Genomic DNA, 25245 nt, shown 5'->3' with positions numbered 1-25245 from the left:
CTTGGCTGGGCACCGATGGTGGATGAAGAAGCGCCATCCACCCTACGAACAGCGGAAACAAAAAAGGGGCCATTCGGCCCCTTTCTTCATTACCCGCGCAACCTCAATCGTTGCTCGGCTTGTTCACCGCGTGCAGCACGTACTGCGGCAGGGCGAAGGCACCGACGTGGATTTCCGGGTTGTAGTAGCGGGTCACGATACCGCTGCCGGCATAGCGCTGGCGCAGGGTCTCCACCGGAAGCTTGCGCAGCTCGGCGTCGGTAGCGCCCCAGGCGAAGGTCATGGCGCCGCCGATGTAGGTCGGCACCGCGGCCTGGTAGAAGTGCCAGTCGGCGAACAGGCTGTCCATGCGGCCGGCAGTGGTCTGCACTTCGCCAAGCTGCATGAAGGGAGTGCCGTTCTGGGTGACCAGCACGCCGCCGTCGTTCAGGCAGCGGCGGCAGGCCTGGTAGAAGTTCTCGGAGAACAGCACCTCGCCCGGACCGATGGGATCGGTGGAGTCGGAGATGATGACGTCGAACTTCTCCTGGGTGGTGGCGACAAAGCGCATGCCGTCGTCGATCACCAGGTTCAGGCGCGGATCGTCATAGGCGCCCTTGGAGTGGTTCGGCAGGAACTCCTTGCACATCTCGACCACGGTGCCATCGATCTCGACCATGGTGATGCGCTCGATATCGCGATGCTTGCTCACTTCGCGCAGCATGCCGCCGTCGCCGCCGCCAATGATCAGGACGCTCTTCACCGCCCCATGGGCGAGGATCGGTACGTGGGTGAGCATCTCGTGATAGATGAACTCGTCCGCCTCGGTGGTCTGGATCACGCCGTCGAGGGCCATGACACGCCCCATGCGCGAGTTCTCGAAGATCACCAGGTGCTGGTGCTCCGTGCGCACTTCGTGCAGCAGCTTGTCCATGCGGAAGCGCTGGCCGTAACCGTCGTAGAGAGTTTCCTGATAATCGCCCATGGGTTGTCTCCCCTGCTGGCTGTAATAGCGGACGGTGCCACCGCCCCATGAAAAGGCGCGCATTCTACTGTGGCTTGGATGTCAGGTCGAACCGCGGCGGGAGAATTTGAAAGTCAGTTTTGCAGAGACGACGCGGCGCCAGGAGGATATCGTCGCACCATGACCGCTAACGCTCCCTTTCCAGATTCCAGCGAGCCCATCAAGCCCATGCGCCTTGAATACTTCGAGCCCTGGAGCTGGAAGCAGTTCCAGCAACATTTCGCCTTGCGCCGTCTACCGGGTGTCGAGCAGCTGACCTCCGACAGTTACTGCCGCAGCTTCCGACTGGGTGAGCGCAGCGGCTGGTTTCGCCTGCGACCACTGCCCGGTGCCCTGGAGCTGGAGCTGAGCCCCTCGGCCCAGGACCTTGCGCCCCGACTGGCACCGCGCGTTCGCCAGATGTTCGACCTGGACAGCGACCCGGCCGCCATCGCCCATCACCTGGGCCGCGATCCATTGCTACAGGATCTGCTGGCCCGCTTTCCGGGCCTGCGCCTACCGGTCGCCTTCGACCCATTCGAGCAAGGAGTGCGCACCATCATCGGCCAGCAGGTGACGGTAAAGGCCGCCGTGACTATCGCTGGACGCCTGGTGGAGCGCCTTGGCGAGCCACTAGTGGACGCAGAAGACCACGGACCGCAGCGACTCTTCCCTACCCCACAAGCCATCGCCGACGATCCGCTACCCGGCATCGGCATGCCCGGCAAACGTGTCGACACATTGCGCCGATTCGCCGGGGCAGTAGCCGACGGCAGCCTGGAACTGAGCCTGGCCGCCGGCGTCGAAGCCCTGGTTGAACGCCTTTGCGCCCTGCCCGGCATCGGCCGCTGGACGGCCGAGTACATCGCCCTGCGCGCCTTTGGTCAGCCGGACGCCTTCCCCACCGCCGACCTGGGCCTGCTCAAGTCGCCACTCTGGGGCCCCGGCGGGATCAGCGCGAAGGAACTGGCCAGCCGCGCCGAACAGTGGCGACCCTGGCGCGCCTACGCCGCCGTCTATCTCTGGCAGAGCTACGCAGAGGAGCAATGAAGATGTATTTCCGCTATCACGAAAGTCCCACCGGCCCTCTGCTGCTGGCAGGCGACGAGTCCGGCCTGCAGATGCTCTATATGGACAACGAAGGGCGCGGCTACCCGGACGAAAGCTGGGAGGCAGCCGGACGACGGCTGGACGAACCTTGCCGCCAGCTGGAGCGCTATTTCGAGGGCCGCCTGAAACGCTTCGACCTATCGCTGGCTCCCCGCGGCACGCCGTTCCAGCAGCGAGTCTGGCAGGCCCTCCTGCAGATTCCCTACGGTCAAACCACCAGCTATAGCGAACTGGCAGAACGACTCGGCAATCCGAAAGCGGTACGTGCGGTAGGAACCGCCAACGGCGCCAATCCCATTTCCATCATCATTCCCTGCCATCGGGTCATCGGCCGCGATGGCAGCCTGACCGGATATGCCGGCGGCCTGCCGCGCAAGGCACTGCTACTCAAGCTGGAAGGCGTGAAGCTGCAGCCGGAACAGGACCAGTTGCTGCTGATCTGATTCAAGGCTGGCGAACGCGCGCCAATACCTTCGGTGGATCAGCCAGCGGCAGCTCGATGATCAGCCCCTCCCCGCTCTTGGGCGCGACCCCGGTCAGGGCCTTGATGTTCACCTGGTGACTGACCATCACCACCGGGCGATCCTTGGGCACTTTGTCGATGGCCTTGCGCAACTCCACCGTCTGCGCCGCCTGGCTGTCGGGGTCGCTGAAGAAGGAATCCAGCGCCGACAGGGTTTCGACCGCCCCTAGCCCCATCTCCTGCGCGGTGTCCTGCGCGCGACACCAGGTGCTGGTGTAGAGACGTGGCTGTTCGACCTTGCGCCGCACCAGCAACTTGCCCCAGCGCCGAGCTTCCTGGCGCCCCTTGTCGCTGAGATTGCGCTGGGTACTGCAATCGCCCAGGCGGAAGCCTTCCGGGTCGCCGGTGCCGGGGGCGGTGGTATGGCGCAGCAGGAGAAACGCCTTGCCCTCGCGCAGCGCCTGCCAGGCCGACTTCTGGTCAGCAGCCGCCGGCACTGCCAGCAGCGCCACCATCATCAGGACCAGTAGGCGGGTCATTGCCTGGCCGCCAGTTGCACCGTCCGGTCGCGGGTTGCCCTGTACAGGCCCGGGGCGGGGCTATCCGTATCGATGCAAAGGCAGGAATCCATGGGGGGACGCTCCCAGGTGGATGCAGTCACCCCAAGGATAGATCGGCCGATCGAAGCCTTCCTCGTGCTCCGTCAGACGATTTCAGGAAGAGTCAGAAACGCGCCAGATCGATCACCGCGAAGCTCGCCACCGTTTCGTGGCCCTCAAGCACGCCACCCTCGCGCGCCAGGCCGATGGTCTGCATGCCGGCCTCGCGGGCGGCATCCAGCTCCTGGACCACGTCGGAGAGGAAGAGAATCTCCTCGCCGGGTCGGCCGATGGCAGCGGCGATGCGCTGATAGGACGCAGCCTCGCGCTTGGGTCCAGAGGTCGTGTCGAAGTAGCCGGAGAAGTGCGGCGTCAGGTCGCCCGCCTCGGAGCAGCCGAAAATCAGCTTCTGGGCCTGGATGGAACCGGAGGAGTAAACGTAGAGCGCGTAGCCTTCCTGTTTCCAGCGACCTAGCGCTTCCACGGCATCCGGGTAGACATGCCCCTTGAGCTGGCCGGCGCGATAGCCCTGCTCCCAGACCATGCCCTGCAGGGCCTTGAGCGGCGTGGCCTTGCGGTCTTCGGCAATCCAGCCGTGGAGGATTTCCACGACCCGTTCCACGCTGGCCCCGGTTTCGCCACTTTCCGCGCGCACCGCGTCGATCTGATGTGCCACCGCCGGTTCGTCGGCGTGGGTCAGGACAAACTCAGGCAGGTGGCGTGCAGCGAAGGGGAAGAGCACGTCGAAGACAAAGCTCACCGCGCTGGTGGTGCCTTCGATGTCGGTGAGGATGGCCTTGATGGGCATTGGGAAACTCCAGGTGAATCGAAAGTTGCCGTCGTAGGAGCCAGCTTGCTGGCGAAACCGCGGGGACGGTTCGCGAGCAAGCTCGCCCCTACCGAGGCCGGGATCAGTCTTCCAGCTGTGGGAAGCGCTTGGCGATCTCGTCGCCGGTGAACTGGGCGACCCAGCCTTCCGGGTTGTTGAACAGGCGGATGGCGACGAAGTGCGGATGTTCACCCATGTCGAACCAGTGGCGGGTGCCGGCCGGTACGGAGATCAGGTCGTTCTTCTCGCAGAGCACGGCATAGACGTAGTCGTCGATGTGCAAGGTGAACAGGCCGCGCCCGGCAACGAAGAAGCGCACCTCATCTTCGCCATGGCGGTGTTCGTCGAGAAACTTGGCGCGCAGCTCCGCCTTTTGCGGGTGGTCGCTGGCCAGGCTGACCACGTCGACGGTTACGTAGCCCTGCTCCTGCATCAGCCGGTCGATCTGCGGGCGATAGGCGGCGATCACCTCGTCCTGGCTGGCACCCGGCGTGATGGGCGCGGAAGCCTCCCAGCGCTCGAAGTGCACACCGACGGACGCGAGGGTCGAGGCGATATCATCCAGGTGGGTCAGGACCTTGTTCGGCAGGTCGGGGCTGGATTCGTGGTAGACGGTCAGGCTGCTCATCTGGGTACTCCTTGCGGGCGTCCTCCCGGCTCTCTGGCGGGTGGGACGGCACCGTTGTCAGTCAGGCATCTTCGTGCGAAGGAAGCTTCAGCGCTGGGTGATCGAGAGCGTCTTCAGTTCGCATTCGAAGAGGAATTCGAAGGCTTCGACCTGGCGCAGGGCATCGCTCATGCGCGGCCCCCAAGTATAGAGGCCATGTCCTCGGATCAGGTATCCGACGCAGTCCGGATGCTCGTCCAGCCAGGGTTGCACCTGGGTGGCCAGGCGAGCGATGTCCTGGTCGTTGTCGAAGATCGGCACCAGCACCTGCGATTCATGGGTGCTGATGCCACTGAAGGCCTTCTGCAGCTCGTAGTCGGCGAACACCAGCGAATCGGCCAGGGTCAGGCGCGACAACACGGTGGCATTGACCGAGTGGGTGTGCAGCACAGCACCGATTTCCGGCTTCCAGCGATAGAGCTGGGTGTGCAGCAGAGTTTCCGCCGATGGCTTCTTGCCCGGTTCCAGGCTGTTGCCATCCAGGTCGGTGGCCAGCACGTCGTCCGGGCCGAGTTCACCCTTGTGCTTGCCGGAGACGGTCAGCAGCGCCTCGGTGGCGGAAAGCCTTGCCGAGTAGTTGCTGCTGGTGGCTGGCGACCAGCCGCGACCGTACAGGAAGCGGCCGGCGTCGATGATTTCCTGGGCGAGTTTCTGGCGATTCATGCCCGCTCCTCTTGCAATTGGGTGGCAATGATAACGGCTGCGGCAAGCGCCGCGAGACTGGCGATGGCGTAAGTCCAGACCGGTCCCAGGCTGCTCCAGCTGTAGCCCGAGTAAAGTGCACCCAGCGCTCCGCCGGTACCGGCGAGTGCTGCGTAGAGCGCCTGGCTCTGGCCCTGTTGGCGCGGTCCGAAACGACGTTGCACGAAATGGATGGCGGCCGCGTGAAAGCTGCCGAAGGTGGCGGCGTGCAACAGTTGGGCGAACAGCAGCACCGGCAACTGGTCGGCGAAGTTACCGATCAGCAACCAGCGCAGGGCAGCGATCAGGAAGCTGGCCAGCAGCACCACTCGTACCGAGTAGCGCGCCAGGATGCGAGCCATCACGATGAACAGGAGCACCTCGGCCACAACGCCCAGCGCCCAGAGTTGGCCAATCAGGCTTCGCGAGTAGCCGAGGGATTCGAGATAAATGGTCTGGAAGCTGTAGTAAGGCCCGTGAGACAACTGCATCAGCCCCACACATAAATAGAAGGCCAATACACCCGGCTGGCGCAGTTGGGCCAGGAAACCACCCTGCCCCGGCGTGTCCGGCCGCGCCTGGGGAACTGCATTGGGTACCCAGAAGCTGCTGAGGACGATTCCCGCCATGATGAAGACCAGCGCCCAGGGATAGAGATCCAGGCTGAACAGCTCGAACAGCGTGCCCAGGCCAATCACCGTGAGAATGAAGCCGATGGAGCCCCACAGCCGAACCTGGCTGTAGCGCGCGGCCTGCTCGCGCAGGTGCGCCAGGGTGATCACTTCGAATTGCGGCAGCACCGCATGCCAGAAGAACGCGTGCAGGGCCATGATCAGGGCCAGCCATGCATAGCTGTGGCTGACGAAGATCAGCGAGAAGGTCAGCAGCGTGCAGAACGCGCCGAAGCGCACGATATCCAGGCGACGGCCACTGCGATCACCCAGCCAGCCCCAGAGGTTGGGCGCCACGCAACGCATCAGCATCGGGATGGCCAGCAGCTCGCCGATGCGCGCACTGGAAAAGCCCAGGTGCGCGAAGTACAGGCCAAGGAAGGGCGCCGTGGCGCCCAGCAGGGAAAAATAGAAGAGATAGAAGCTGGACAGCCGCCAATAGGGCAGCGCGTTCGCGCTGCCGGTCACAGCTGGCCGAGCACCGGGGTTGCGACCCGCACGTCGGCGTTCTGCGCACGATGTCGCAGCAGGTGGTCCATCAGCACGATGGCCATCATGGCTTCGGCGATCGGGGTTGCCCGGATGCCCACGCAGGGGTCATGACGGCCCTTGGTGACCACGTCCACCGGGTTGCCATTGATGTCGATCGAGCGGCCGGGGGTGGTGATGCTGGAGGTGGGCTTCAGCGCCAGGTTGGCGACGATTGGCTGGCCGGAGGAAATACCGCCGAGGATGCCGCCAGCGTTGTTGCTGAGGAATCCTTCCGGGGTCAGCTCATCGCGGTGCTGAGTACCACGCTGGGCTACGCTGTCGAAGCCGGCCCCGATCTCGACGCCCTTGACGGCGTTGATGCTCATCAGTGCATGGGCCAGTTCGGCATCCAGGCGGTCGAAGATCGGCTCGCCCAGCCCCGGCGGCACGCCTTCGGCGACGACGGTGATCTTCGCGCCCACCGAATCCTGGTCACGGCGCAGTTGGTCCATGTAGGCCTCCAGCTCGGGTACCTTGTCCGGGTCGGGGCTGAAGAAAGCGTTCTGCTCCACCGAATCCCAGGTCTTGAAGGGGATCTCGATCGGGCCGAGCTGGCTCATGTAGCCGCGCACGGTGATGCCCTGGGTGGCCAGGAATTTCTTGGCGATGGCACCAGCGGCCACGCGCATGGCAGTTTCCCGCGCCGAGGAACGGCCACCGCCACGGTAGTCGCGGATGCCGTACTTGTGGTGGTAGGTGTAATCGGCGTGGGCCGGGCGGAACAGGTCCTTGATCGCCGAGTAGTCCTTGGACTTCTGGTCGGTGTTGCGGATCAGCAGGCCAATCGAGCAGCCGGTGGTCTTGCCTTCGAAAACGCCGGAGAGGATTTCCACCTCATCGGCTTCCTGTCGTTGGGTGGTATGGCGGCTGGTGCCCGGCTTGCGGCGATCGAGATCACGTTGCAGGTCCTCGAGGGACAGTTCCAGCCCCGGCGGGCAGCCGTCGACTATGGCGACCAGCGCCGGACCATGGCTTTCGCCAGCGGTGGTGACGGTGAACAGCTTGCCGTAGGTGTTGCCGGACATGCACAGTGCTCCGCAGAAATGGGCCTCGATTCGAAGGTCGAGCAGTATACCCGCGGCGCCTGGCCAGTTCACCCCTCGAACCTTGCGCCGCCAGTCACGTCCAACCCGCCAACCGACAACCGACTCCGTCCCGATGCTGCGACTCTTCCTTCTACTCCTTCCCCTCCTCGCCAGCCTGGCCCAGGCCGCCCCCCAGAGCGTGCTGCAACGTCCCATCGAATTGGACACCGGCAATGGCGTATTGCGCGGCACCCTGCTTCGCCCGAAGACCGATCAACCGGTACCGGTGGCGTTGATCATCGCCGGCTCCGGCCCCACCGACCGCGACGGCAACAACCCACTCGGCGGACGCAACAACAGCCTGAAGAAACTCGCCCAACTGCTCGCCCGCAATGGCATCGCCAGCGTGCGCTACGACAAGCGCGGCATTGCCGGCAGCCAGGACGCCGGCACCGACGAACGCCAACTCAGCATCGAACTCTATGCCCGCGATGCGGCGGCATGGGGCCAACGCCTGAAACATGACCCGCGCTTCTCGCGACTCATCCTCATCGGCCACAGCGAGGGCGCGCTGATTGCCAGCCTGGCAGCGGAAGCGGCCGGCGCGGATGCGCTGGTGAGCATCTCCGGCAGCGCCCGCCCCATCGACCAGTTGTTGCGCGACCAGTTGCAGAGCCGCCTGCCGCCGCCACTTCTGCGCCAGAGCGAAGCCTTGCTGGCCAGTCTGCGTGCGGGCCAGCAAGTGCCCGAGGTGCCGCAATCGCTGGAAGTGCTGTTCCGGCCCAGCGTGCAGCCTTACTTGATTTCCCTGTTCCGTCAGGACCCGTCCGAAGCCTTCGGTCGACTGCGTATCCCGGCGCTTATCCTGCAGGGCAGCCACGACATCCAGGTCAGCGTGAGCGACGCGGAGCAGCTCAAGGCCGCACGGCCTGACGCGGAGCTGGCGATCATCGAAGGCATGAACCACATGTTGCGCATCGTCCCCATGGACATGGAGCAGCAACTGGCCTCCTACGGTAACCCGAACCTGCCCCTGGCTCGGGAACTGGGCGAACGCATCCTGGCGTTCATTCAGCAGCAGTTCGACTCCAGAAACTCGAAAGTCAGTCGATAAAGGCGAAAGGTTCTGTAGGAAATCTCGCCTAATAAGGGCAGTTGCGCGCAGAATATTGCACTGACGTACCAGCTTCATCGCCACCGGCCCTTACAAGGTACTTCCCGATGACCGAAAGCCCCGCCGAACAGCAGAGCGTCGAAGAAGCCGCCCCCCAGCCCCATCCGTGGTCCGAGCTGGCGGCGGAACAGTTCGACCTGCTACGGCTCGCGCCCCTCCCAATCGACCGGCACACCGGCTCACGACCGCTGCGCTTTGTCGAACTCGGACGCGTGGAACGCCACAGCAAGGAGCAGAGCGTGCTGCGCCTGAGCGTCGGACTTCCCGGGCAGAAAGTGCGCAAGGAGCAGAATTTGCTGGAAGTCTGGGTGGACCACCGCGGCAAGCGAGTTCGCTTCGGCCCGGAAAACGGGTTGAACCTGGAGCCACAGAACCGCGGTCTGGGCCGCTTCCTCCTGGCCCAGGGCATCGCCTGGGCCAAGCAGCATTGGGCGCACTATCGCGTCGAAGGTGGCGCCCTGCCGGCCAAGGATGCCCTGGACAACGATGCGCGCCTGCGCCGCGACCATGTGCTCAAGGCGCAAGGCTTCGGGATCGAGTACCTGGACAACCTACAGCTCAAAGCCAGTTACGGCGCCGGGCGGCTCAGCGAGCTGCACGGCGACTGGCATCGCGAGAAGGTCCAGTTGGTGGGGCTGCAGGAAGCCGCTGCAATGCTCGAACAGGCGGATCAGAACCTGCATCGGCAGGAAGTGGAAATTCGCAAACTGGAAGAGCGCATCGCCGTCTACAAGCGAGAGGACAGCGGACTGCGCTTTACCATTGCGTGCCTGGTGGCCTTTGCGGTTTTCCAGGCTGGCCTGCTGATCTGGATCACAACCCGCTGACCCGACGGGTCAGGGATTCAAGCGCGAGCGGAACAGCGCCTGGTGCTCCCGGCACTGCTTGGCGCTGAGCATGAATACCCCGTGGCCACCGTGCTCGAAGTCCAGCCAGAGGAAGTCCACCTCCGGGTAGATATCCTCCATATGCACCTGACTGTTGCCCACTTCCACGATGAGCAAACCTTTCTCGGTCAGGTGATCGGCCGCTTCGGCCAGCATGCGCCGCACCAGGTCCAGGCCGTCATTGCCGCAGGCCAGGCCCAGTTCGGGCTCATGCTGGTATTCGGCCGGCATGTCGGCGAAGTCTTCGGCATCCACGTAAGGCGGATTGGAAACGATCAGGTCGAAGCGCTGCCCCGGCAATCCATCGAAGCCGTCGCCCTGCACGGTATAGACCCGATCCTCCAGGCCGTGGCGCTCGATGTTCAGGTTGGCCACCTCCAGCGCGTCGAACGAGAGATCGCCCAGCACCACCTCGGCTTCGGGGAAGGTATGAGCGCAAGCAATGCCGATACAGCCAGAGCCCGTGCAAAGGTCGAGCACGCGTGCCGGCTCCTGGGGCAGCCAGGGCGCGAAATGCTGCTGGATCAGTTCAGCGATGGGGGAACGCGGCACCAGAACCCGCTCGTCCACGACGAAGGGCATTCCACAGAACCAGGCTTCGCCGAGCAGGTAGGCCACCGGCACGCGCTCTTCGATACGCCGGTGCAGCAACTCGCGCAGGCGGACGCACTCGTCTTCTTCCAGACGGCAATCCAGATAGCTGTCGGAAATCTCATAGGGCAGGTGCAGCGCGCCGAGTACCAGTTGGCGAGCCTCATCCCAGGCGTTGTCGGTGCCGTGACCGAAGAACAGGTTCTCAGCATGGAAACGGCTGACAGCCCAGCGGATGTAATCACGCAGGGTGCGCAGGCGGGATTCAGACACGGCAACTACCTCAGGAAACGGGCCGCAGATTCTATCACCCCTGCCGCCCCGGGGCAGCCCGCGACAGCCGACGAACGGAAGCGCCCATCTGCGGCTCGATCCGCGATCCCCGCTGCCCGGCAACTGGCCGTCACGCCCTGGCAGGGCAACTGGACCTTGGTCCATGGTTCACTTATTCCGTCGCAGGGCGGACAATGGTGGCCATGTCGTACTTGGAGATTCGCATGTCCGCCCCGAAATCCATGTTCCAGCTCAGTGGCCGTGGCTATCCGCCCGCCAGTCTGAACAATGCCACCCTGGTGATCATCGACGCTCAGGAAGAGTACCGCAGCGGCGTTCTTGCCCTGCCCGGCCTGGATGCCGCACTCGGCGAAATCGCCAGTCTCCTTGCCACTGCCCGGACCATGGGTAGCGCCATTGTCCACGTGAAGCACCTTGGCGTACCTGGCGGCATCTTCGACCCCCGCGGCGAGCGCGGTGAGCACCTGCCCGAAGTCGCGCCCCTGCCGGGCGAGATCGTCGTCGAGAAGCGCCTGCCCAACGCCTTCGCCGGCACCGACCTGCACGACCGCCTGCAGGCAATCGGCCATCTTGACCTGATCGTCTGCGGCTTCATGACCCATTCCAGCATCAGCACCACGGTCCGCGCTGCGAAGGACTATGGTTATCGCTGCACGCTGGTGAGCGCCGCCTGCGCAACCCGCGACCTGCCGACCGTCGACGGCGGCGTCATCAGCGCGGAAGACATGCACCGTGTCGAGGTGATCGCACTCGCCGACAACTTCGCCAGCGTGGTGCCGCAGGCCAAGGCGCTTATCTAATCCAGGGAAGCGTCGTTACATCCCGCGACATCCGCGACGGGGTGGACCGGAACAACCGCCAGCTGGCGCCGGTCATACCCCGATCAAGTAAGAGGACGTCCGGATGAAGTTATCCGATGGTTTCGATGCCCGCCGCCTCCGCCCACGGGGCCCAGGTAGCTGGCGCTGGCGATTCGCAGCGGCCCTGTCCGCGCTCTTCGCCGTGTTTGGCGTGCTGCTGGCAATGGCCGGCACCGCCACCCTCCTTGGCCGCTCCCCTGCCCTCGGCCCCCTCAACGACAGCACTGGCGCGGCGATCGTGCTGCTGCTCTTCGGCCTGCTCTTCCTCTGGATCGGCATACTCGCCTGGCGCCTCTGCCGGCGGCGTTCGCGGCGCCGCGACGGCCTCAGCATGTCGCCCCATCTGATGAAGAAACGCGACTGAGCCTCGCACGAGTCATTTGGGTAAACTAGCCGCCCTTCGCGGAGGCCTGCATGCAAGACGACACCCAGAAAAACGACTCCTGGAACGACGACGAAAGTTCCTTGTTCGCCGACCAGATGCGCGGCGTGAAGCGCATCCAGAATGATCGCGCCGACACCGGCAAGGTACGCGCTGACCAGAAGCAGATGGCCAACCGTCGGCAGAATGCGACCCTCAGCGTGGCCAACGTCAAGGTCGACGGCCTGTCCGATCAGTTCGTCATCGACGTCGGCGCCGAAGACGAACTGCACTGGGCCCGGGACGGCGTGCAGGAAGGCCAGATGCGCAAACTCAAACAAGGCCAGATCGGCTTCGACGGCAGCCTCGACCTGCATGGCATGACCGTGGAAAAGGCCCGCGAAACACTCTGGGACTTCATTGCCGAAGCCACCCGCTTCGAAGTGCGTTGCGTGCGTGTGACCCATGGCAAGGCGGCACGCCTGGACGGCAAGCGACCGCTGATCAAGAGCCACGTCAACACCTGGCTGCGCCAGCACCCGCAGGTGCTCGGCTTCACCTCCTGCCTGCCGAAGCACGGCGGCACCGGCGCCGTCTATGTGATGCTGCGTCGGACCATGCTCGACGGTCGCGACGAATAACCACGGATCTGCTGCGCGTCGGAAAATGGTGAGGCGGGTTGCTGCCTGAGGGTGGATGGCGAAGAACTGTTACAACACTGCTTGTCCCTCGCGGATTGGGCGGAGCACTGGGCCAACCGTCTGCCCGTGCCTGAAAAATGACTCGCACTGGCGCATGGTGCCCTTGCCAGCCGCCCCTTCGCGCCCTACCCTGCGCCTTTGCGTAAATCCCCACAGGAATTTCCATGTCCCTGGAACAGCATTACACCGCGATCCTCGGCCAGCTCGGCGAGGATGTCTCCCGCGAAGGCCTGCTCGATACCCCGAAGCGCGCCGCCAAGGCAATGCAGTACCTCTGCCGCGGCTACCAGCAGACGCTGGAGGAAGTCACCAACGGCGCCCTGTTCAGCTCCGACAACAGCGAAATGGTGCTGGTGAAGAACATCGAGCTGTACTCGCTCTGCGAACACCACCTGCTGCCGTTCATCGGCAAGGCCCACGTGGCCTATATCCCCAACGGCAAGGTATTGGGCCTGTCCAAGGTCGCGCGCATCGTCGACATGTTCGCCCGCCGGCTGCAGATTCAGGAAAACCTCAGCCGCCAGATCGCCGAAGCCGTGCAACAGGTCACCGGCGCTCTTGGCGTGGCCGTGGTCATCGAAGCCCAGCACATGTGCATGATGATGCGCGGTGTTGAGAAGCAGAACTCCTCCATGGTCACCTCGGTGATGCTCGGCGAGTTCCGCGAGAACGCCGCCACCCGCAGCGAATTCCTCAGCCTGATCAACAACTGAGTTATCGCTGTCCCCGAAAAAGCCGGCGCAAGCCGGCTTTTTTGTTGCCGCGCCAAAGTGCCGGGACTATTGGTCAGGGATTTTTCCAGGCAATTGGATATCGGGATTCTCCGGGATGTCGCGCAATCTGGCATTCCAGAGACCACCCCATCACATGCCGAATGGAAGGAGATGGACCATGTCGACCGCAACTCCCCACCCGATACTGATCCGCGCTTCGCGCCAGAACACCCGGCACCTGCTGCCTTATTTGCACAGCCTCGCCTTGGGCGGCCAATTGGAAGCGCGAGCAAGCGGCGAATGGCTTCTGGCCGCTGAAGATGAGGCAGAGGCCGAAGAAGCGCTGGGAAAACTTTTCGACAGCGGCCTGGTGAGCTGCCTGAGCTTCTGACTAGAAGCTCTTGCCGTCCACCTTCACCACCTTGAGCCCGTCGACGGGAACATCCTCCAGACAGCGGACATTCACTGCCGCCATGGCCTTGCCTTTGGGATCGGTCGCTTCGCCGAAGGGCGCGCAGCCACAGTTGGCGCAGAAATGATGGGCGATGTGCATGCGGTTGAAGCGGTAGGTGGAAAGATCGAACTCGGGCGTGGCGAGCCTGAGCTGCTCGCGCGGGACAAACCAGAGCAGATAGCCGCGCCGACTGCACAAGGAGCAGTTGCACTCCATGACCTGCTCCAGGTTGCCTTCCACTTCAAAGGCGATCTTCCCGCAGTGACAACTGCCTCGGTATTTCATGGTCGACACTCCCGGAAACGCCTGTTGGCAGGCTGGAGCGTCCAACTTAGTACAAGGCTGGAAGGTCCGCCATGAATGCAGAAACCAGGCTGCGGCCTGCCCTCAACCGAAGAATCGCCTCATCGAGCGCGAAAGCCAGCCGCCGTTGCTGTCGTCCCGCGTCAACTGCTGCATGTTGGCCTTGACCGCTTCGACGTAGTTGGCGTCGTCATTACGGATGTGATTGAACAGCCAGCGACCAAGCAGATCCTTGAGCTCGTCGGCCACGTCATCACCGGCCTGATGACGCGTGCGGAACACGTTGACCCGCCGGATGAACAGTTCGTGGACCTTCTTGTGCGCCCGGCTGAACTGGTAGCCGGCATCTTCCAGCAGGGTTTCCTCGAAGGCGAAGTGCGACAGCGTGTAGTCGACCACTTCCTCGATCACCCGTGCCACAGCTGCCTTGTCCATCTGCAATTGGGCGGCATGCAATCCATTGATCATCTCGACGATGCGCTTGTGCTGGCCATCGATGACTTCGATGCCGGTGTCCAGATCACTTTCCCACTCGAGATACACCACTTGTTCTCCTCACCGTGCCGCCCGGCGTTGTCTGAAAGATCGAAACGGCCGGTAGGCTAGTGGCTGGCAGTGGGAAAAATCTTGATTCCAATCAATAAGATGAGAACAACCTGCAGACGTGAACAGGCTTTCGAGTCACCGCGCGGGTTCGCTGATAGGGGTCACCGCACAGCCCGGAGCAACGGATATCCGCCACGCGCCCACTGTTCGCCAGAAACGAAGAAGCCGGCTTGCGCCGGCTTCTTCATAGATCAGATAACTTCAGTCGAACATCCCCACATGCCGGGGATGGCTGGCCACGCGGTCCAGCCAGGCGAGGATCGCCGGGTAGCCGGACAGGTCGAATCCGCCTTCATGGGCCACATGGGTGTAGGCATAGAGGGCGATATCAGCGATGGAGTAGCGATCCCCCACCAGGTACGGCGTGCGCTGCAGCTGCTTCTCCATCACCTTCAGCGCCTTGTTCCCGCGCACCTGGCAGACCTTGTACTCCTCCAGACGATCTTCCGGCATGCCCTTGTAGAGCTGGATGAAGCGCGCCACCGCGACATAGGGCTCGTGGCTGTACTGCTCGAAGAACTGCCATTGCAGCACCTGGGTGCGCAGGCGCGGCTCCGCGGGCAACAGGTCGCTGCCTTCGGCGAGGAAGTTCAGGATGGCGTTGGATTCCCAGAGCGTGGTGCCGTCTTCCAGCTCCAGGACCGGGATCTTGCCATTGGGGTTCTTCTCGAGAAATTCAGGGCGCTCGGTCTCGCCCTTGAGGATGTCCACCGGCACCCACTGGTACGGCAGGCCGAGCAGATTGAGGATCAGCTTGACCTTGTAGCAGTTGCCGGATTTGTAGTCGCCGTAAACCTTGTACATCGCTCTACCCCTCTGTGGTCAGGCAGCTTCCGCAGCCTGGGCCTGGCGGATGACGCCTGCGAGTCGTTTCAGACCTTCGCCCAGGCGCTCAGGCGCCACATGGCTGAAGTTCAGGCGCAGGTGACCCGGGTGCTTGTCCGGGTCGATGAAGAACGGTTCGCCCGGCATGAAGGCGACATTCTGTTCCAGCGCCGGCTTGAGCAGCGTGCGAGTGTCCAGCGGCTGTTTCAGGGTCAGCCAGAAGAACAGCCCGCCCTGGGGAATTTCCCAGGTGGCCAGCTCACCGAAATGTTCCTCCAGTGCGGCTTGCATGGAATCGCGACGCACGCGATAGAAATCACGCAGCTCGGCCAGGTGCTGGCGGTACTGTTCGGTGCCGAACCATTGCAACGCCTGCCACTGGCCGATGCGGTTGGTGTGCAGGTCGGCGGACTGCTTCAGGCGCAGCAGGTGCGGGAAGAGATCCGGGGTGGCAATCAGGAAGCCCACACGCAGACCCGGCAGCAAGGTCTTGGAAACGGTACCGGTGTAGATCCAGCTGGCCTTCTTCAGGCGGCTGACGATGGGCGTGGCGCTGCCTTCGTCGAACACCAGCTCACGGTAGGGCTCGTCTTCGATCAGGGTGACGCCGAACTCGTCCAGCAGTGCAGCGACCGCATCACGCTTGGCCTCGCTGTAGCGGGTACCGGACGGATTCTGGAAGGTCGGAATCAGATAGGCGAAGGAAGGCTTGTGCTGTTCCAGACGCTGGCGCAGGGCCGCGATTTCGGGGCCATCAGCTTCCTGGGGAACGGCGATGCAATCAGCGCCGAACAGCTGGAATGCCTGGAGGGCCGCCAGGTAGGTCGGGGCTTCCAGCAGCACTTCGGTGCCCGGATCGATGAACAGCTTGGACGCCAGGTCCAGGGTCTGCTGCGAGCCACTGACGATCAATACCTGGCTCGCCTCGCAGTGCACGCCCAGGGCACGCGCTTCGGCGGCGATGGCTTCGCGCAGCGCCGGCTCGCCCTCGCTCATGCCGTACTGGCCCATGCTGGCCGGCATCTCGTCCCAGTCCACTTTCGGCAGCATCGGCTCGGCTGGCAGGCCTCCAGCGAACGACATCACTTCCGGACGCTGGGCGGCGGCAAGGATTTCGCGGATCAGGGAGCTTTTCAGGCGGGCGATGCGTTCGGAGAAGGCCATGGATTGTCACCGGGTGCGGAAGCGAGGAAATTAAGTCAAACTGCTTGACCGAAACTACGACGACCACGACAGATACGTCAATATGCTTGACCTGAAAAATCCCAGCATTCAGCAAGCCGCCATGGAAGCCTTCTTCTTCGGCTACCAGGCCTTCACCAGCAAGCCGGACGAAATCCTCGCCCGCCGAGGCCTGTCGCGGGTGCACCACCGCATCCTGTTCTTCATCGCCAAGTACCCCGGGCTGAGCGTCAAGGAATTGCTGGGCTACCTGGGCGTGACCAAGCAGGCACTGAACACGCCGCTGCGACAGCTGATCGAGATGAAACTGGTGGAAAGCGTCGCTGCCGACGACGACAAACGTAAGCGCCTACTGGGGTTCACCGCCGAAGGCGCCAGACTGGAACAGGCCTTGCGCCGGGAACAGGCGCGACTGCTGCAACGCGCCTTTGGCGAGGCTGGGGAAGAAGCGGTACGCGGCTGGCTGGAGGTCAACCAGGCGCTCTGCACCGCGCGGCAGACGGAATCCGCCGAGGGTTAGCTGGACGGCTCCAGTTCTCGCGCGCCGCGGAAAAACACCAGCATCATCGCCAGGTTGCCGGCGATCAGCGGCAGCAGCCCCAACAGCATCAATACGATGGTGGCCATCATGATGCCGCCCACCAGGTCCAGCCAGCCCATCACCCTGAAAGCCGGATAGGCGTTCTGCACCTTGAGCAGGCGCACCCCGAGCCAGGCGGTCAAGGCGCCGAGCACGGCAATCGCACCGAAGTAGAACAGCATGGGCCAGCCCGGTTCAGTGCTGGCATCGCCCATCAGGACATCCAGCAGTTCGATCGCCAGGCTCCCGATGATCACCGCCCAGACCGGCGGCGCCAGCCCCTCGGCAGAAAAGCGTGCCTCGGCGAACAGCTTCAGGCGGATCAGCAGGTAGCAGCCCAGCAGTGTCAGCGCCGCGCCGATCCAGTCGGAGAGACGGGTCATCAGCGGGTCTTCGGTGGCGCCGGCGGCCACGGCAATACCCGTGAGGATGAGGGTACCCAGTGCACAGGCCAGGCTCAGCCAGCCCATCAGTCTCAAATGCCCCGGCGTCCAGCCGTTCATCTGGCGGGGCCCCGCGTCCTCCACCAGATCCACACGAGGGGCGGCGTAGGGGTTCTCGTCCATGTGCATCACTCCAGGCGGCAAAAGCATCACAGTAGCCGCAGATACCCAGGGTGCCAACCGACTGTATTGCTCAACCCGTGCGTTGCTGTATCGGGACGTTGCGGCACGCCTAGTCGTAGTCTGCTGGCACAACGACAAGGTGACCGCCCATGAGCCTGGAACTGATCTTCGCCTTCATCCTCTTCGCCTTCGTCACTTCCGTGACGCCCGGCCCCAACAACATGATGCTGCTCGCTTCCGGGGTGAACTTCGGGGTACGCCGCAGCCTGCCGCATATGCTCGGCATCAGCCTCGGCTTCATGGTGCTGGTGATGTGCGTCGGCCTGGGATTGTCCCAGGTATTCCAGCAGGTCCCCCTGCTCTACACCGCGCTGCGCTACATCGGCGCGGCCTACCTGCTCTACCTGGCCTGGAAGATCGCCGGCTCCGGCGCACCGGATGCCGGCAACGCCGAGAAGCGGCCGAAGCCCTTTACCTTCCTCCAGGCGGCAGCCTTCCAGTGGGTCAACCCCAAGGCCTGGGTCATGGCTATCGGCGCCATCACCACCTATACCCCGCAGGACAACTTCGTGGTCAACGTGGTTCTGATCGCCGCCCTGTTCGCCCTGGTCAACTGCCCCAGCGTCGGACTCTGGACAATCGCCGGCAGCCTGCTGCGCCGCTGGTTGTCCGAACCGCGCATACTGCGCCTGTTCAACATCGGCATGGCCCTGCTGCTGGTGGCTTCGCTCTATCCCATCCTGGTCGACGTCCACGGAAAGATCTGATGACCTCAACTTCGGAAACCCCGGCCAACCCGACGCGCCTTCGTCCCCTGGCCGACTCCTCGCCATCGGCCATCGTGGCGGGTTTCATCGCCATGCTCACCGGCTACACCAGCTCCCTGGTGTTGATGTTCCAGGCGGGACAGGCTGCGGGGCTCAGCAGCGCGCAGATCTCCTCCTGGATCTGGGCGCTGTCCATCGGCATGGCGCTGACGACCATCGGACTCTCGCTGCGCTACCGCACGCCCATCGTCGTTGCCTGGTCCACGCCCGGCGCTGCCCTGCTGATCACCAGCCTGCCGGGCGTGAGCTACGGCGAGGCAATCGGCGCCTTCATCGTCTGCGCCGCCCTGCTCGCCCTGGTGGGATTGACCGGTGGTTTCGAGCGGTTGATGCGCCGCCTGCCGGGGTCACTGGCGGCCGCGTTATTGGCCGGCATCCTGTTCAAGATCGGCAGCGAGATCTTCATCGCTGCCCAGCACCGCACCGCCCTGGTGCTGGCAATGTTCTTCAGCTACCTGGTGTTCAAGCGCCTGCAACCGCGCTACGCGGTGCTGGTGGCCCTGGTGGTGGGCTGCGTGATGGCGGCCGCTCTCGGCCTACTGGATTTCAGCGGCTTCGAGTTCGCCCTGGCCGAACCGGTGTGGACGACGCCGGACTTCTCCGTCACGGCGGTGATCAGCATCGGCATTCCGTTGTTCGTGGTGGCCATGGCATCGCAGAACATCCCCGGCATCGCTGTGCTGCGCGCCGATGGTTACCAAGTGCCGGCTTCGCCGCTGATCTCGGTCACCGGCATCGCGTCGTTGCTGTTGGCGCCATTCGGCTCCCACGGCATCAACCTGGCGGCCATCAGCGCGGCTATCTGTACAGGCCCCCACGCCCATGAAGACCGCAACAAGCGCTACACGGCCGCGGTCTGGTGCGGGATTTTCTATGGCATTGCGGGGACCTTCGGCGCAACCCTGGCGGCGCTGTTCGCCGCATTTCCCAAGGAGCTGGTGCTGTCCATCGCCGCCCTGGCGCTGTTCGGCTCCATCAGCAATGGCCTGACCGCAGCGATGCAGGAGGCCAAGGAACGCGAGGCGGCGCTGATCACCTTCATGGTCACCGCCTCGGGCATGACGCTGCTGTCGATCGGCTCGGCCTTCTGGGGGCTGATCGCCGGCGTCCTGACCTTACTGATCCTCAACGTCGACAGTGGCAAGAACAAATGAAAAAGGCGCCGCAAGGCGCCTTGAATTCGCAACTTTGTAGGAGCGAGCTTGCTCGCGAAGTCGGAACCGTTCGCGAGCAAGCTCGCTCCTACAGTTCTTCAGATCGCCGTGGCGCCACCATCCACCGCCAGCGCATGGCCGGTAGTGAAGCCTGCCGCGTCGCAGCAGAGGTAGAGCACCGCCGCAGCGATTTCCTCCACTTTGCCAATGCGTCCCACCGGGTGCATGGTGGCGACGAACTCGGCCTTCTTCGGGTCGGCCTCGTAGGCGCGGCGGAACATATCGGTGTCGATCACCGCCGGGCATACGGCATTCACCCGTACCTTCTTCTTCGCATACTCGACGGCAGCCGACTTGGTCAGGCCGATCACCGCGTGCTTGGAAGCGGCGTAGATGCTCATCTTCGGTGCGGCACCCAGCCCCGCTACCGAGGCGGTGTTGACGATGGCACCGCCGCCCTGGGCCAACAACAGCGGGATCTGGTACTTCATGCAGAGCCACACGCCCTTCACGTTGACGCCCATGATGGCGTCGAACTCGGCCTCGCTGCCCTCGGCAAGCTTGCCCTTCTCGATCTCGATACCAGCGTTGTTGAAGGCGTAATCAAGGCGGCCGTAAGCAGCCACGACACCTTCCATCAGTGCCTGGACTTCCGCATCGCGGGTCACGTCGCAGCGAATGAAGCGTGCATCGCCACCGGCGGCGCGAATCAGCCCCACGGTGCCTTCGCCACCCGCAGCGTCCACGTCGGAAACCACTACCTTCAGCCCTTCGGCGGCAAACGCCAGGGCAGTGGCGCGGCCGATACCGTTGGCGGCGCCGGTCACCAGGGCAACCTGGCCGGAGAACTTCATGCTCATCTGTGAATCCTCGACGGGAATGGAAACTGCGGCGAAGTCTAGTCAGTGACGGGCACCGGGCGTCAGCATCATCAGGGCTCTGGTGAGCACACCATCCAGATTGATGATGAACGACGGCATGCAGGATCACGATTATTCATGCCTGCACATTCCGCCCGGTCAACGGACTTGCCCTGGCTGTGGCGAAGAACTATCACCAAGGCTTTCCTCTTCCGGAGTTCCTGCCATGTCCCCGCTCAACCGTCAGTTTCTCCTCGCCCAGCGCCCGGTCGGTCCGGCCACTCGCGAGACCTTCTCTTATGTGGAAACCGCGGCTGGCGAACCCGCTGCTGGTCAGGTACTGGTGGAGAACCTTTATCTATCCCTGGACCCAGCCATGCGCGGCTGGATGAATGACGCCCGCTCCTACATCGCACCCGTGGCGATAGGCGAGGTGATGCGCGCCTTGGGCGTCGGCAAGGTGGTGGCCTCCGGACATCCGGACTTCAAGGTGGGCGATCACGTCAGCGGCGTGGTGGGCGTGCAGGACTACTTCCTGGGCGAGCCACGCGACTTCCACAAGGTGGACCCAAACCAGGCTCCCCTGCCCCTCTACCTTTCCGCCCTGGGCATGACCGGCATGACCGCCTACTTCGCCCTGATTGACGTCGGCCAGCCAAAGGCCGGGGAAACAGTTGTCATCTCGGGGGCCGCCGGCGCGGTGGGCAGCGTTGCCGGACAGATCGCGCGGATCAAGGGTTGCCGCGTAGTAGGCATCGCCGGCGGTGCCGACAAGTGCCGCTACCTGGTGGAGGAACTGGGCTTCGACGGCGCCATCGACTACAAGGCCGAGGACCTCCACGCTGCCCTCAAGCGCGAATGCCCCAAGGGCGTGGACGTCTACTTCGACAACGTCGGCGGCGACATCCTCGATGCCGTGCTCACCCGCATCAACCGCAAGGCGCGCATCGTCATCTGCGGCGCGATCAGCCAGTACAACAACAAGGAAGCGGTGAAGGGCCCGGCCAACTACCTGGCGCTGCTGGTCAACCGCGCACGCATGGAAGGGATGGTGGTGTTCGATTACGCGCCGCGCTTCGGCGAAGCGGTGAAGGACATTGCCGGCTGGCTGGCCAGCGGCGAGCTGAAGAGCAAGGAAGACGTGGTGAGCGGACTGGAGACCTTCCCGGAGACCCTGGGCAGGCTGTTCAGCGGAGAGAACTTCGGAAAGCTGGTGTTGAAAGTGCGCTGAATTGCATGAAAGGTGCGCTGCGTGTGCAGCGCACCTTCGGCATCAGGCCAGTTCGGCGACGACTGCCGCCAGCGCCTTGGCCGGGTCGGCAGCCTGGCTGATCGGACGGCCGATCACCAGGTAGTCGGAGCCGGCATCCAGGGCCTGGCGCGGGGTGAGGATGCGGCGCTGGTCATCCTGGGCGCTACCGGCCGGGCGGATACCCGGCGTCACCAGTTGCAGGCGCGGATAGGCGGACTTGAGGTCGGTGGCTTCCTGGGCCGAGCACACCAGGCCATCCATGCCGGCCTTGTCGGCCAGGCCTGCCAAGCGCAGCACCTGTTCCTTGGGCTCGATATCGAGGCCGATGCCGGCCAGGTCTTCGCGCTCCATGCTGGTCAGCACGGTCACGCCGATCAGCAGCGGCTTCGGGCCGTTGAACTTGTCCAGGGTCTCGCGGCAGGCGGCCATCATGCGCAGGCCACCCGAGCAGTGCACGTTGACCATCCACACACCCATCTCGGCAGCAGCCTTCACCGCCATCGCCGTGGTGTTGGGGATGTCGTGGAATTTCAGGTCGAGGAAAACCTCGAAGCCCCGGTCACGCAGGGTCGAGACGATTTCCGCAGCGCAGCTGGTGAACAGCTCCTTGCCCACCTTGACCCGGCACAGCTTGGGATCCAGCTGGTCGGCCAGCCGAAGCGCGGCTTCGCGGGTAGGAAAGTCGAGGGCGACAATGATCGGCGTCTGACAGGCGGACATGGAGGAAATCTCATACGAATCGGAAACGGCGCGCATTGTAGCGGAAGCCGGCGCGCACCGCTGCCTCATGGAGCCTGTTTACGCGCTCGCGAGCTATGGAAAGACAAGGCGAAAACGGCTGAGAAAGCGGAGTCTACGAGCTGTAAATGAGCATTTCGAAGCCGTTTTCAACGCAGTATTTCAGACGCGCAGCAGCGTGTAGGCAGGCTCTCAGACGAGATGATCGAGGGCAAAGGCCGTCATAAACCCCGCCAGCGTGATCAGCCCCGTCCAGGCGTGAGTACTCTCGAAAGCCTCAGGGATCAGGGTATCCACCAGCATGCACAACACCGCCCCTGCCGAGAATCCCAGGGCGAAGGCCAGCCAATGGGGCTGAAGGTCGGCGAACAGCCCCGGACCGGCCATGGCCGCGAGTCCGGACAGCAACGCGATCACACCCCAGAGCGCGAACACCACCCAGCCGCTGCGCTTTTCCTCACGCAGCCCCGCCGCACTGGCCAGGCCTTCGGGCAGGTTGGCCAGGAAGATCGCCACCAGCATCAGCAGGCTGACCTTGCCACCGTCCAGCAGTCCCAACCCCAAGCCGAGGGATTCGGGAATGCCATCGAGAAAGGCGCCGACGGCGATCAGCAAGGCGACCATACCGCTTCCGCCGTTGCTGCTCTTACCGCGATGGTGGCGCTCCAGGTGATCGATGTACTGGCTGGCCAGGACGAACACGGCACCACCGGCCAGCAGCCCCGCCATGGTTGGCCAGAGACCGCCGATGCGTTCGGCTTCGGGAATCTGGCCGAAGCAGAGGGCAGCGACCAGCACGCCGCTGCCGTAGGCCATGATCGAAGCCACCACCTTCTGCGGCAGCTTCACCAGGAAGCCGATGGCGGCGCCGATCAACAGGCTGCTGGCAGCGAGCCAGCCCCAGAGGCCGGCTTGAATGGTGACGGGAATCTGCATGTCCTTCCTCCTTGAACAACCGGGCCAAGGCTACCAGAACGGTTTCAGCGCACCGAGGGACGGTCCAGCAGGCGCTCCAGCAACCAGCTCGCGGCCGGCCCCAGCGGACGCTGGCGGGACCAGACCACATCCACCGCCTGGCTGCGCGGCCAGCCGGGCACCTGTAACTCCTTCAGGCGTCCGTTGGCGTAGCCGCTGACGAGCCAACGCGGCAGCTCCGCCCAGCCAAAACCGTTGCTGGCCATATCCAGCAGCATCAGGTAGCTCGGCGCCGACCAGCAACGGCCGCCGCTGAACGGCAGCTCGTCATCCAGCGCCATGGCGTCGCCCACGGTATTCAGGCGCAGCAGCCGCCAGCCGGCAAGGTCGCTTTCCCGTACATCGGCCAGCTGTGCGAGCGGGTGCTCCCTCGCCGCGAACAAGCCGAAGTCCGCCCGCTCGGCCACGGTCGCCGAGCCCACCTCCGGCGGGTAGCTGCCCTGTGCCGCCAACAGACCCAGGGTGGCGCGCCCTTGTACGACCAGTTCGATCACGTCGTGATGCTCGGCGATCAGGCATTCGAACTCGAGGTCGGGGTAGCGCTGATCCAGCTCCGTCAGGCGCTCTTCGTACTGCGCCGACTGGTAGGCGTCCGACAGCGCCAGGCTGACCCGAGGTTCAAGCCCGCCCGCCAATTGCGCCGCAGCGTGCTGCAAACGGTCGGATGCGGCGAGGATCTCATCGACGCGCCCCAGCAGGGCGCGGCCGGCATCGGTCAGCTGCGGCTGTCGGCTGCTGCGATCGAAGAGTTCCAGCCCAAGGTCGATCTCCAACCGGGCGATGGCTTCGCTGACGGTGGACTGGCTCTTGCCCAGCTTGCGCGCAGCGGCACTGAAGGAGCCAAGGGCGACTGCCTGGGCAAAGGCTTCAAGGGATTCAGGCGAGTAGTTCATATCGGTTTTCCCGATGGCGTCTCACTTAACCCTATCCCATCGACCGATGAGAATACAGGGCATGTCTTCACTGGGAGCCAGGAGAGCACCATGACCCGGACCACCACCACCGCCGCCCTGAACAAATCCATCAAGGAGCGGGTTTTCCATGCCCTGGCCTTCGAGGGCCTGGCCGTGCTGCTGACCGCTCCCGTACTGTCGCTGGTACTGGGCAAATCGCTGGCGCATATGGGTGCGCTGACCCTGATGTTCTCCACCGTGGCGATGCTCTGGAACATGCTCTTCAACAGCCTGTTCGACCGTGCCCAGGAGCGCATCGGATTTCAGCGCACCCTGTCGGTGCGCATGATCCACGCCGTGCTGTTCGAACTGGGCCTGATCCTGGTGCTGGTGCCGCTGGCGGCCTGGTGGCTGTCGATCGGACTGCTGGAGGCGTTCGTGCTGGATATCGGGCTGCTGCTGTTCTTCCTGCCCTACACCCTGCTGTTCAACTGGACCTACGACACGCTGCGCGCCCGTCTACTGGAAGTACCGGCAGAACAGGCCGGAGGATGCAGCTCCCGCTGACCTGAAGGCGGCTCGTGCGCAGCCGCCTATCGAAATGAATGATTCTCGGGAACGTGGAAAGGCGCGCACAATCGAATAGAGTAACCACCCCATTCCGCGGGAGATGATCATGCCCTGGTATGCCTGGCTGATACTGGTCCTGGCCATCGGCTCCATAGTCGGTAGCCTGATGGTGTTGCGCGATACGGCAAAGAAACTGCCGCTGACCGAAGAGCAACTCAAGCGCATCCGCGAGCGCAATGCCGAAATGGATGCCAAGGAAGCCAAGGACCGCTGAGCCCGTGCCCTCTTCTGAAGAACAGACTGCGGCATCGCCACAGGGAA

General features: G+C 63.8%; 32 protein-coding genes. 15 read left to right on the top strand and 17 right to left on the bottom strand.

Annotated features, from left to right (window positions below):
* Positions 1-103: 103 nt before the first annotated feature.
* On the bottom strand, positions 104-964 hold the full coding sequence (gene speE, locus DM872_RS25900) for a polyamine aminopropyltransferase (RefSeq protein ID WP_077526078.1): 861 nt from the start codon (positions 962-964) through the stop codon (positions 104-106).
* A gap of 159 nt (positions 965-1123) precedes the next feature.
* Here speE and DM872_RS25895 point away from each other — a divergent pair, with 159 nt between their 5' ends.
* Both DM872_RS25895 and DM872_RS25890 read left to right on the top strand, forming a co-directional pair.
* Positions 1124-2032, top strand: a complete 909-nt coding sequence (locus tag DM872_RS25895; protein WP_373273742.1) for a DNA-3-methyladenine glycosylase family protein — start codon at positions 1124-1126, stop codon at positions 2030-2032.
* Positions 2033-2034: 2 nt separating this feature from the next.
* Positions 2035-2535: a methylated-DNA--[protein]-cysteine S-methyltransferase gene (locus tag DM872_RS25890; protein ID WP_179062091.1), complete on the top strand. Its 501-nt coding sequence runs from the start codon at positions 2035-2037 to the stop codon at positions 2533-2535.
* A 1-nt stretch (position 2536) separates the two neighbouring features.
* Here DM872_RS25890 and DM872_RS25885 read toward each other — a convergent pair whose 3' ends face one another.
* The 6 genes from DM872_RS25885 to aroC all read right to left on the bottom strand — a co-directional run bounded on the left by DM872_RS25885 (position 2537) and on the right by aroC (position 7558).
* Positions 2537-3094: a histidine phosphatase family protein gene (locus DM872_RS25885; RefSeq protein ID WP_179062090.1), complete on the bottom strand. Its 558-nt coding sequence runs from the start codon at positions 3092-3094 to the stop codon at positions 2537-2539.
* A gap of 184 nt (positions 3095-3278) precedes the next feature.
* Positions 3279-3962, bottom strand: coding sequence for an acireductone synthase (mtnC, locus tag DM872_RS25880; protein WP_179062089.1), 684 nt, complete (start codon positions 3960-3962; stop codon positions 3279-3281).
* 103 nt (positions 3963-4065) lie between these two features.
* On the bottom strand, positions 4066-4611 hold the full coding sequence (locus DM872_RS25875; protein WP_179062088.1) for a 1,2-dihydroxy-3-keto-5-methylthiopentene dioxygenase: 546 nt from the start codon (positions 4609-4611) through the stop codon (positions 4066-4068).
* An 87-nt stretch (positions 4612-4698) separates the two neighbouring features.
* Positions 4699-5313, bottom strand: a complete 615-nt coding sequence (locus DM872_RS25870; RefSeq protein ID WP_179062087.1) for a methylthioribulose 1-phosphate dehydratase — start codon at positions 5311-5313, stop codon at positions 4699-4701.
* Positions 5310-6470 (bottom strand): MFS transporter, encoded by a 1161-nt coding sequence (locus DM872_RS25865; RefSeq protein ID WP_179062086.1) that lies wholly within the window; start codon positions 6468-6470, stop codon positions 5310-5312. The genes DM872_RS25870 and DM872_RS25865 overlap by 4 nt, the downstream gene beginning before the upstream one ends.
* Positions 6467-7558: a chorismate synthase gene (aroC, locus tag DM872_RS25860; RefSeq protein ID WP_179062085.1), complete on the bottom strand. Its 1092-nt coding sequence runs from the start codon at positions 7556-7558 to the stop codon at positions 6467-6469. The genes DM872_RS25865 and aroC overlap by 4 nt, the downstream gene beginning before the upstream one ends.
* Positions 7559-7691: 133 nt before the next feature.
* On the opposite strand from aroC, the gene DM872_RS25855 reads away from it, so the two are divergent.
* Positions 7692-8672 carry an alpha/beta hydrolase gene (locus DM872_RS25855; protein WP_179062084.1) on the top strand — a complete coding sequence of 327 codons (981 nt, stop codon included), beginning with the start codon at positions 7692-7694 and terminating at the stop codon, positions 8670-8672.
* Positions 8673-8779: 107 nt separating this feature from the next.
* The gene (locus tag DM872_RS25850; RefSeq protein WP_179062083.1) at positions 8780-9559 is read left to right on the top strand and encodes a hypothetical protein; all 780 of its coding nucleotides are present in this window, start codon (positions 8780-8782) and stop codon (positions 9557-9559) included.
* Positions 9560-9568: 9 nt separating this feature from the next.
* Here DM872_RS25850 and prmB read toward each other — a convergent pair whose 3' ends face one another.
* A complete protein-coding gene (gene prmB / locus DM872_RS25845; protein WP_179062082.1) occupies positions 9569-10483 on the bottom strand; it encodes a 50S ribosomal protein L3 N(5)-glutamine methyltransferase in 915 nt (304 codons plus the stop codon).
* Between the two features lie 224 nt (positions 10484-10707).
* Between prmB and DM872_RS25840 the strand changes: the two genes are divergently transcribed.
* The 5 genes from DM872_RS25840 (at position 10708) to DM872_RS25820 (ending at position 13530) form a co-directional block, all read left to right on the top strand.
* The gene (locus DM872_RS25840; protein WP_179062081.1) at positions 10708-11304 is read left to right on the top strand and encodes a cysteine hydrolase family protein; all 597 of its coding nucleotides are present in this window, start codon (positions 10708-10710) and stop codon (positions 11302-11304) included.
* 103 nt (positions 11305-11407) lie between these two features.
* On the top strand, positions 11408-11728 hold the full coding sequence (locus DM872_RS25835) for a hypothetical protein (RefSeq protein ID WP_179062080.1): 321 nt from the start codon (positions 11408-11410) through the stop codon (positions 11726-11728).
* A gap of 50 nt (positions 11729-11778) precedes the next feature.
* Positions 11779-12366 (top strand): Smr/MutS family protein, encoded by a 588-nt coding sequence (locus DM872_RS25830; RefSeq protein WP_179062079.1) that lies wholly within the window; start codon positions 11779-11781, stop codon positions 12364-12366.
* 224 nt (positions 12367-12590) lie between these two features.
* Positions 12591-13139: a GTP cyclohydrolase I FolE gene (gene folE / locus DM872_RS25825; protein ID WP_004422399.1), complete on the top strand. Its 549-nt coding sequence runs from the start codon at positions 12591-12593 to the stop codon at positions 13137-13139.
* A 178-nt stretch (positions 13140-13317) separates the two neighbouring features.
* Entirely contained in the window at positions 13318-13530 is a 213-nt protein-coding gene (locus DM872_RS25820) for a hypothetical protein (protein ID WP_179062078.1), read from the top strand.
* On the opposite strand, the gene DM872_RS25815 is transcribed toward DM872_RS25820, so the two are convergent.
* From DM872_RS25815 to DM872_RS25800, 4 genes are all read right to left on the bottom strand, one after another.
* Positions 13531-13878 (bottom strand): GFA family protein, encoded by a 348-nt coding sequence (locus tag DM872_RS25815; protein ID WP_179062077.1) that lies wholly within the window; start codon positions 13876-13878, stop codon positions 13531-13533. It lies immediately after the preceding gene.
* A 102-nt stretch (positions 13879-13980) separates the two neighbouring features.
* Entirely contained in the window at positions 13981-14442 is a 462-nt protein-coding gene (locus DM872_RS25810; protein WP_179062076.1) for a bacteriohemerythrin, read from the bottom strand.
* 261 nt (positions 14443-14703) lie between these two features.
* Positions 14704-15306 (bottom strand): glutathione S-transferase family protein, encoded by a 603-nt coding sequence (locus DM872_RS25805; RefSeq protein ID WP_179062075.1) that lies wholly within the window; start codon positions 15304-15306, stop codon positions 14704-14706.
* Between the two features lie 18 nt (positions 15307-15324).
* Entirely contained in the window at positions 15325-16491 is a 1167-nt protein-coding gene (locus tag DM872_RS25800) for an aminotransferase-like domain-containing protein (protein ID WP_179062074.1), read from the bottom strand.
* An 82-nt stretch (positions 16492-16573) separates the two neighbouring features.
* Here DM872_RS25800 and DM872_RS25795 point away from each other — a divergent pair, with 82 nt between their 5' ends.
* Positions 16574-17029, top strand: a complete 456-nt coding sequence (locus tag DM872_RS25795) for a MarR family winged helix-turn-helix transcriptional regulator (protein ID WP_179062073.1) — start codon at positions 16574-16576, stop codon at positions 17027-17029.
* Here DM872_RS25795 and DM872_RS25790 read toward each other — a convergent pair.
* Entirely contained in the window at positions 17026-17655 is a 630-nt protein-coding gene (locus DM872_RS25790; protein WP_179062072.1) for a hypothetical protein, read from the bottom strand. The genes DM872_RS25795 and DM872_RS25790 overlap by 4 nt on opposite strands.
* A 149-nt stretch (positions 17656-17804) precedes the next feature.
* Between DM872_RS25790 and DM872_RS25785 the strand changes: the two genes are divergently transcribed.
* Together DM872_RS25785 and DM872_RS25780 are read left to right on the top strand one after the other, a co-directional pair.
* Complete coding sequence (locus DM872_RS25785; protein ID WP_179062071.1) at positions 17805-18422, top strand: LysE family translocator; 618 nt, start codon at positions 17805-17807, stop codon at positions 18420-18422.
* Entirely contained in the window at positions 18422-19636 is a 1215-nt protein-coding gene (locus DM872_RS25780) for a benzoate/H(+) symporter BenE family transporter (protein ID WP_179062070.1), read from the top strand. The genes DM872_RS25785 and DM872_RS25780 overlap by 1 nt, the downstream gene beginning before the upstream one ends.
* Positions 19637-19734: 98 nt before the next feature.
* Here the strand turns inward: DM872_RS25780 and DM872_RS25775 are convergent, their stop codons facing one another.
* Positions 19735-20496 (bottom strand): SDR family oxidoreductase, encoded by a 762-nt coding sequence (locus tag DM872_RS25775; RefSeq protein ID WP_179062069.1) that lies wholly within the window; start codon positions 20494-20496, stop codon positions 19735-19737.
* Positions 20497-20722: 226 nt separating this feature from the next.
* Here DM872_RS25775 and DM872_RS25770 point away from each other — a divergent pair, with 226 nt between their 5' ends.
* Positions 20723-21727 (top strand): NADP-dependent oxidoreductase, encoded by a 1005-nt coding sequence (locus tag DM872_RS25770; protein ID WP_179062068.1) that lies wholly within the window; start codon positions 20723-20725, stop codon positions 21725-21727.
* A 42-nt stretch (positions 21728-21769) separates the two neighbouring features.
* Here the strand turns inward: DM872_RS25770 and pyrF are convergent, their stop codons facing one another.
* From pyrF to DM872_RS25755, 3 genes are all read right to left on the bottom strand, one after another.
* Positions 21770-22468 carry an orotidine-5'-phosphate decarboxylase gene (gene pyrF / locus DM872_RS25765; protein WP_179062067.1) on the bottom strand — a complete coding sequence of 233 codons (699 nt, stop codon included), beginning with the start codon at positions 22466-22468 and terminating at the stop codon, positions 21770-21772.
* 210 nt (positions 22469-22678) lie between these two features.
* Positions 22679-23422 (bottom strand): ZIP family metal transporter, encoded by a 744-nt coding sequence (locus DM872_RS25760; protein WP_179062066.1) that lies wholly within the window; start codon positions 23420-23422, stop codon positions 22679-22681.
* 44 nt (positions 23423-23466) lie between these two features.
* Positions 23467-24354 (bottom strand): LysR family transcriptional regulator, encoded by an 888-nt coding sequence (locus tag DM872_RS25755; RefSeq protein WP_179062065.1) that lies wholly within the window; start codon positions 24352-24354, stop codon positions 23467-23469.
* Between the two features lie 90 nt (positions 24355-24444).
* Here DM872_RS25755 and DM872_RS25750 point away from each other — a divergent pair, with 90 nt between their 5' ends.
* Positions 24445-24921, top strand: coding sequence for a multidrug/biocide efflux PACE transporter (locus tag DM872_RS25750; RefSeq protein WP_179062064.1), 477 nt, complete (start codon positions 24445-24447; stop codon positions 24919-24921).
* A 109-nt stretch (positions 24922-25030) separates the two neighbouring features.
* Positions 25031-25198: a DUF2897 family protein gene (locus tag DM872_RS25745; protein WP_077526131.1), complete on the top strand. Its 168-nt coding sequence runs from the start codon at positions 25031-25033 to the stop codon at positions 25196-25198.
* The last annotated feature ends 47 nt before the right edge of the window (positions 25199-25245 follow it).

The sequence above is a fragment of the Pseudomonas taiwanensis genome, assembly GCF_013393345.1.
Lineage (GTDB): Bacteria > Pseudomonadota > Gammaproteobacteria > Pseudomonadales > Pseudomonadaceae > Metapseudomonas > Metapseudomonas resinovorans_C.
This window is presented reverse-complemented; position numbering and strand designations above follow the sequence as displayed.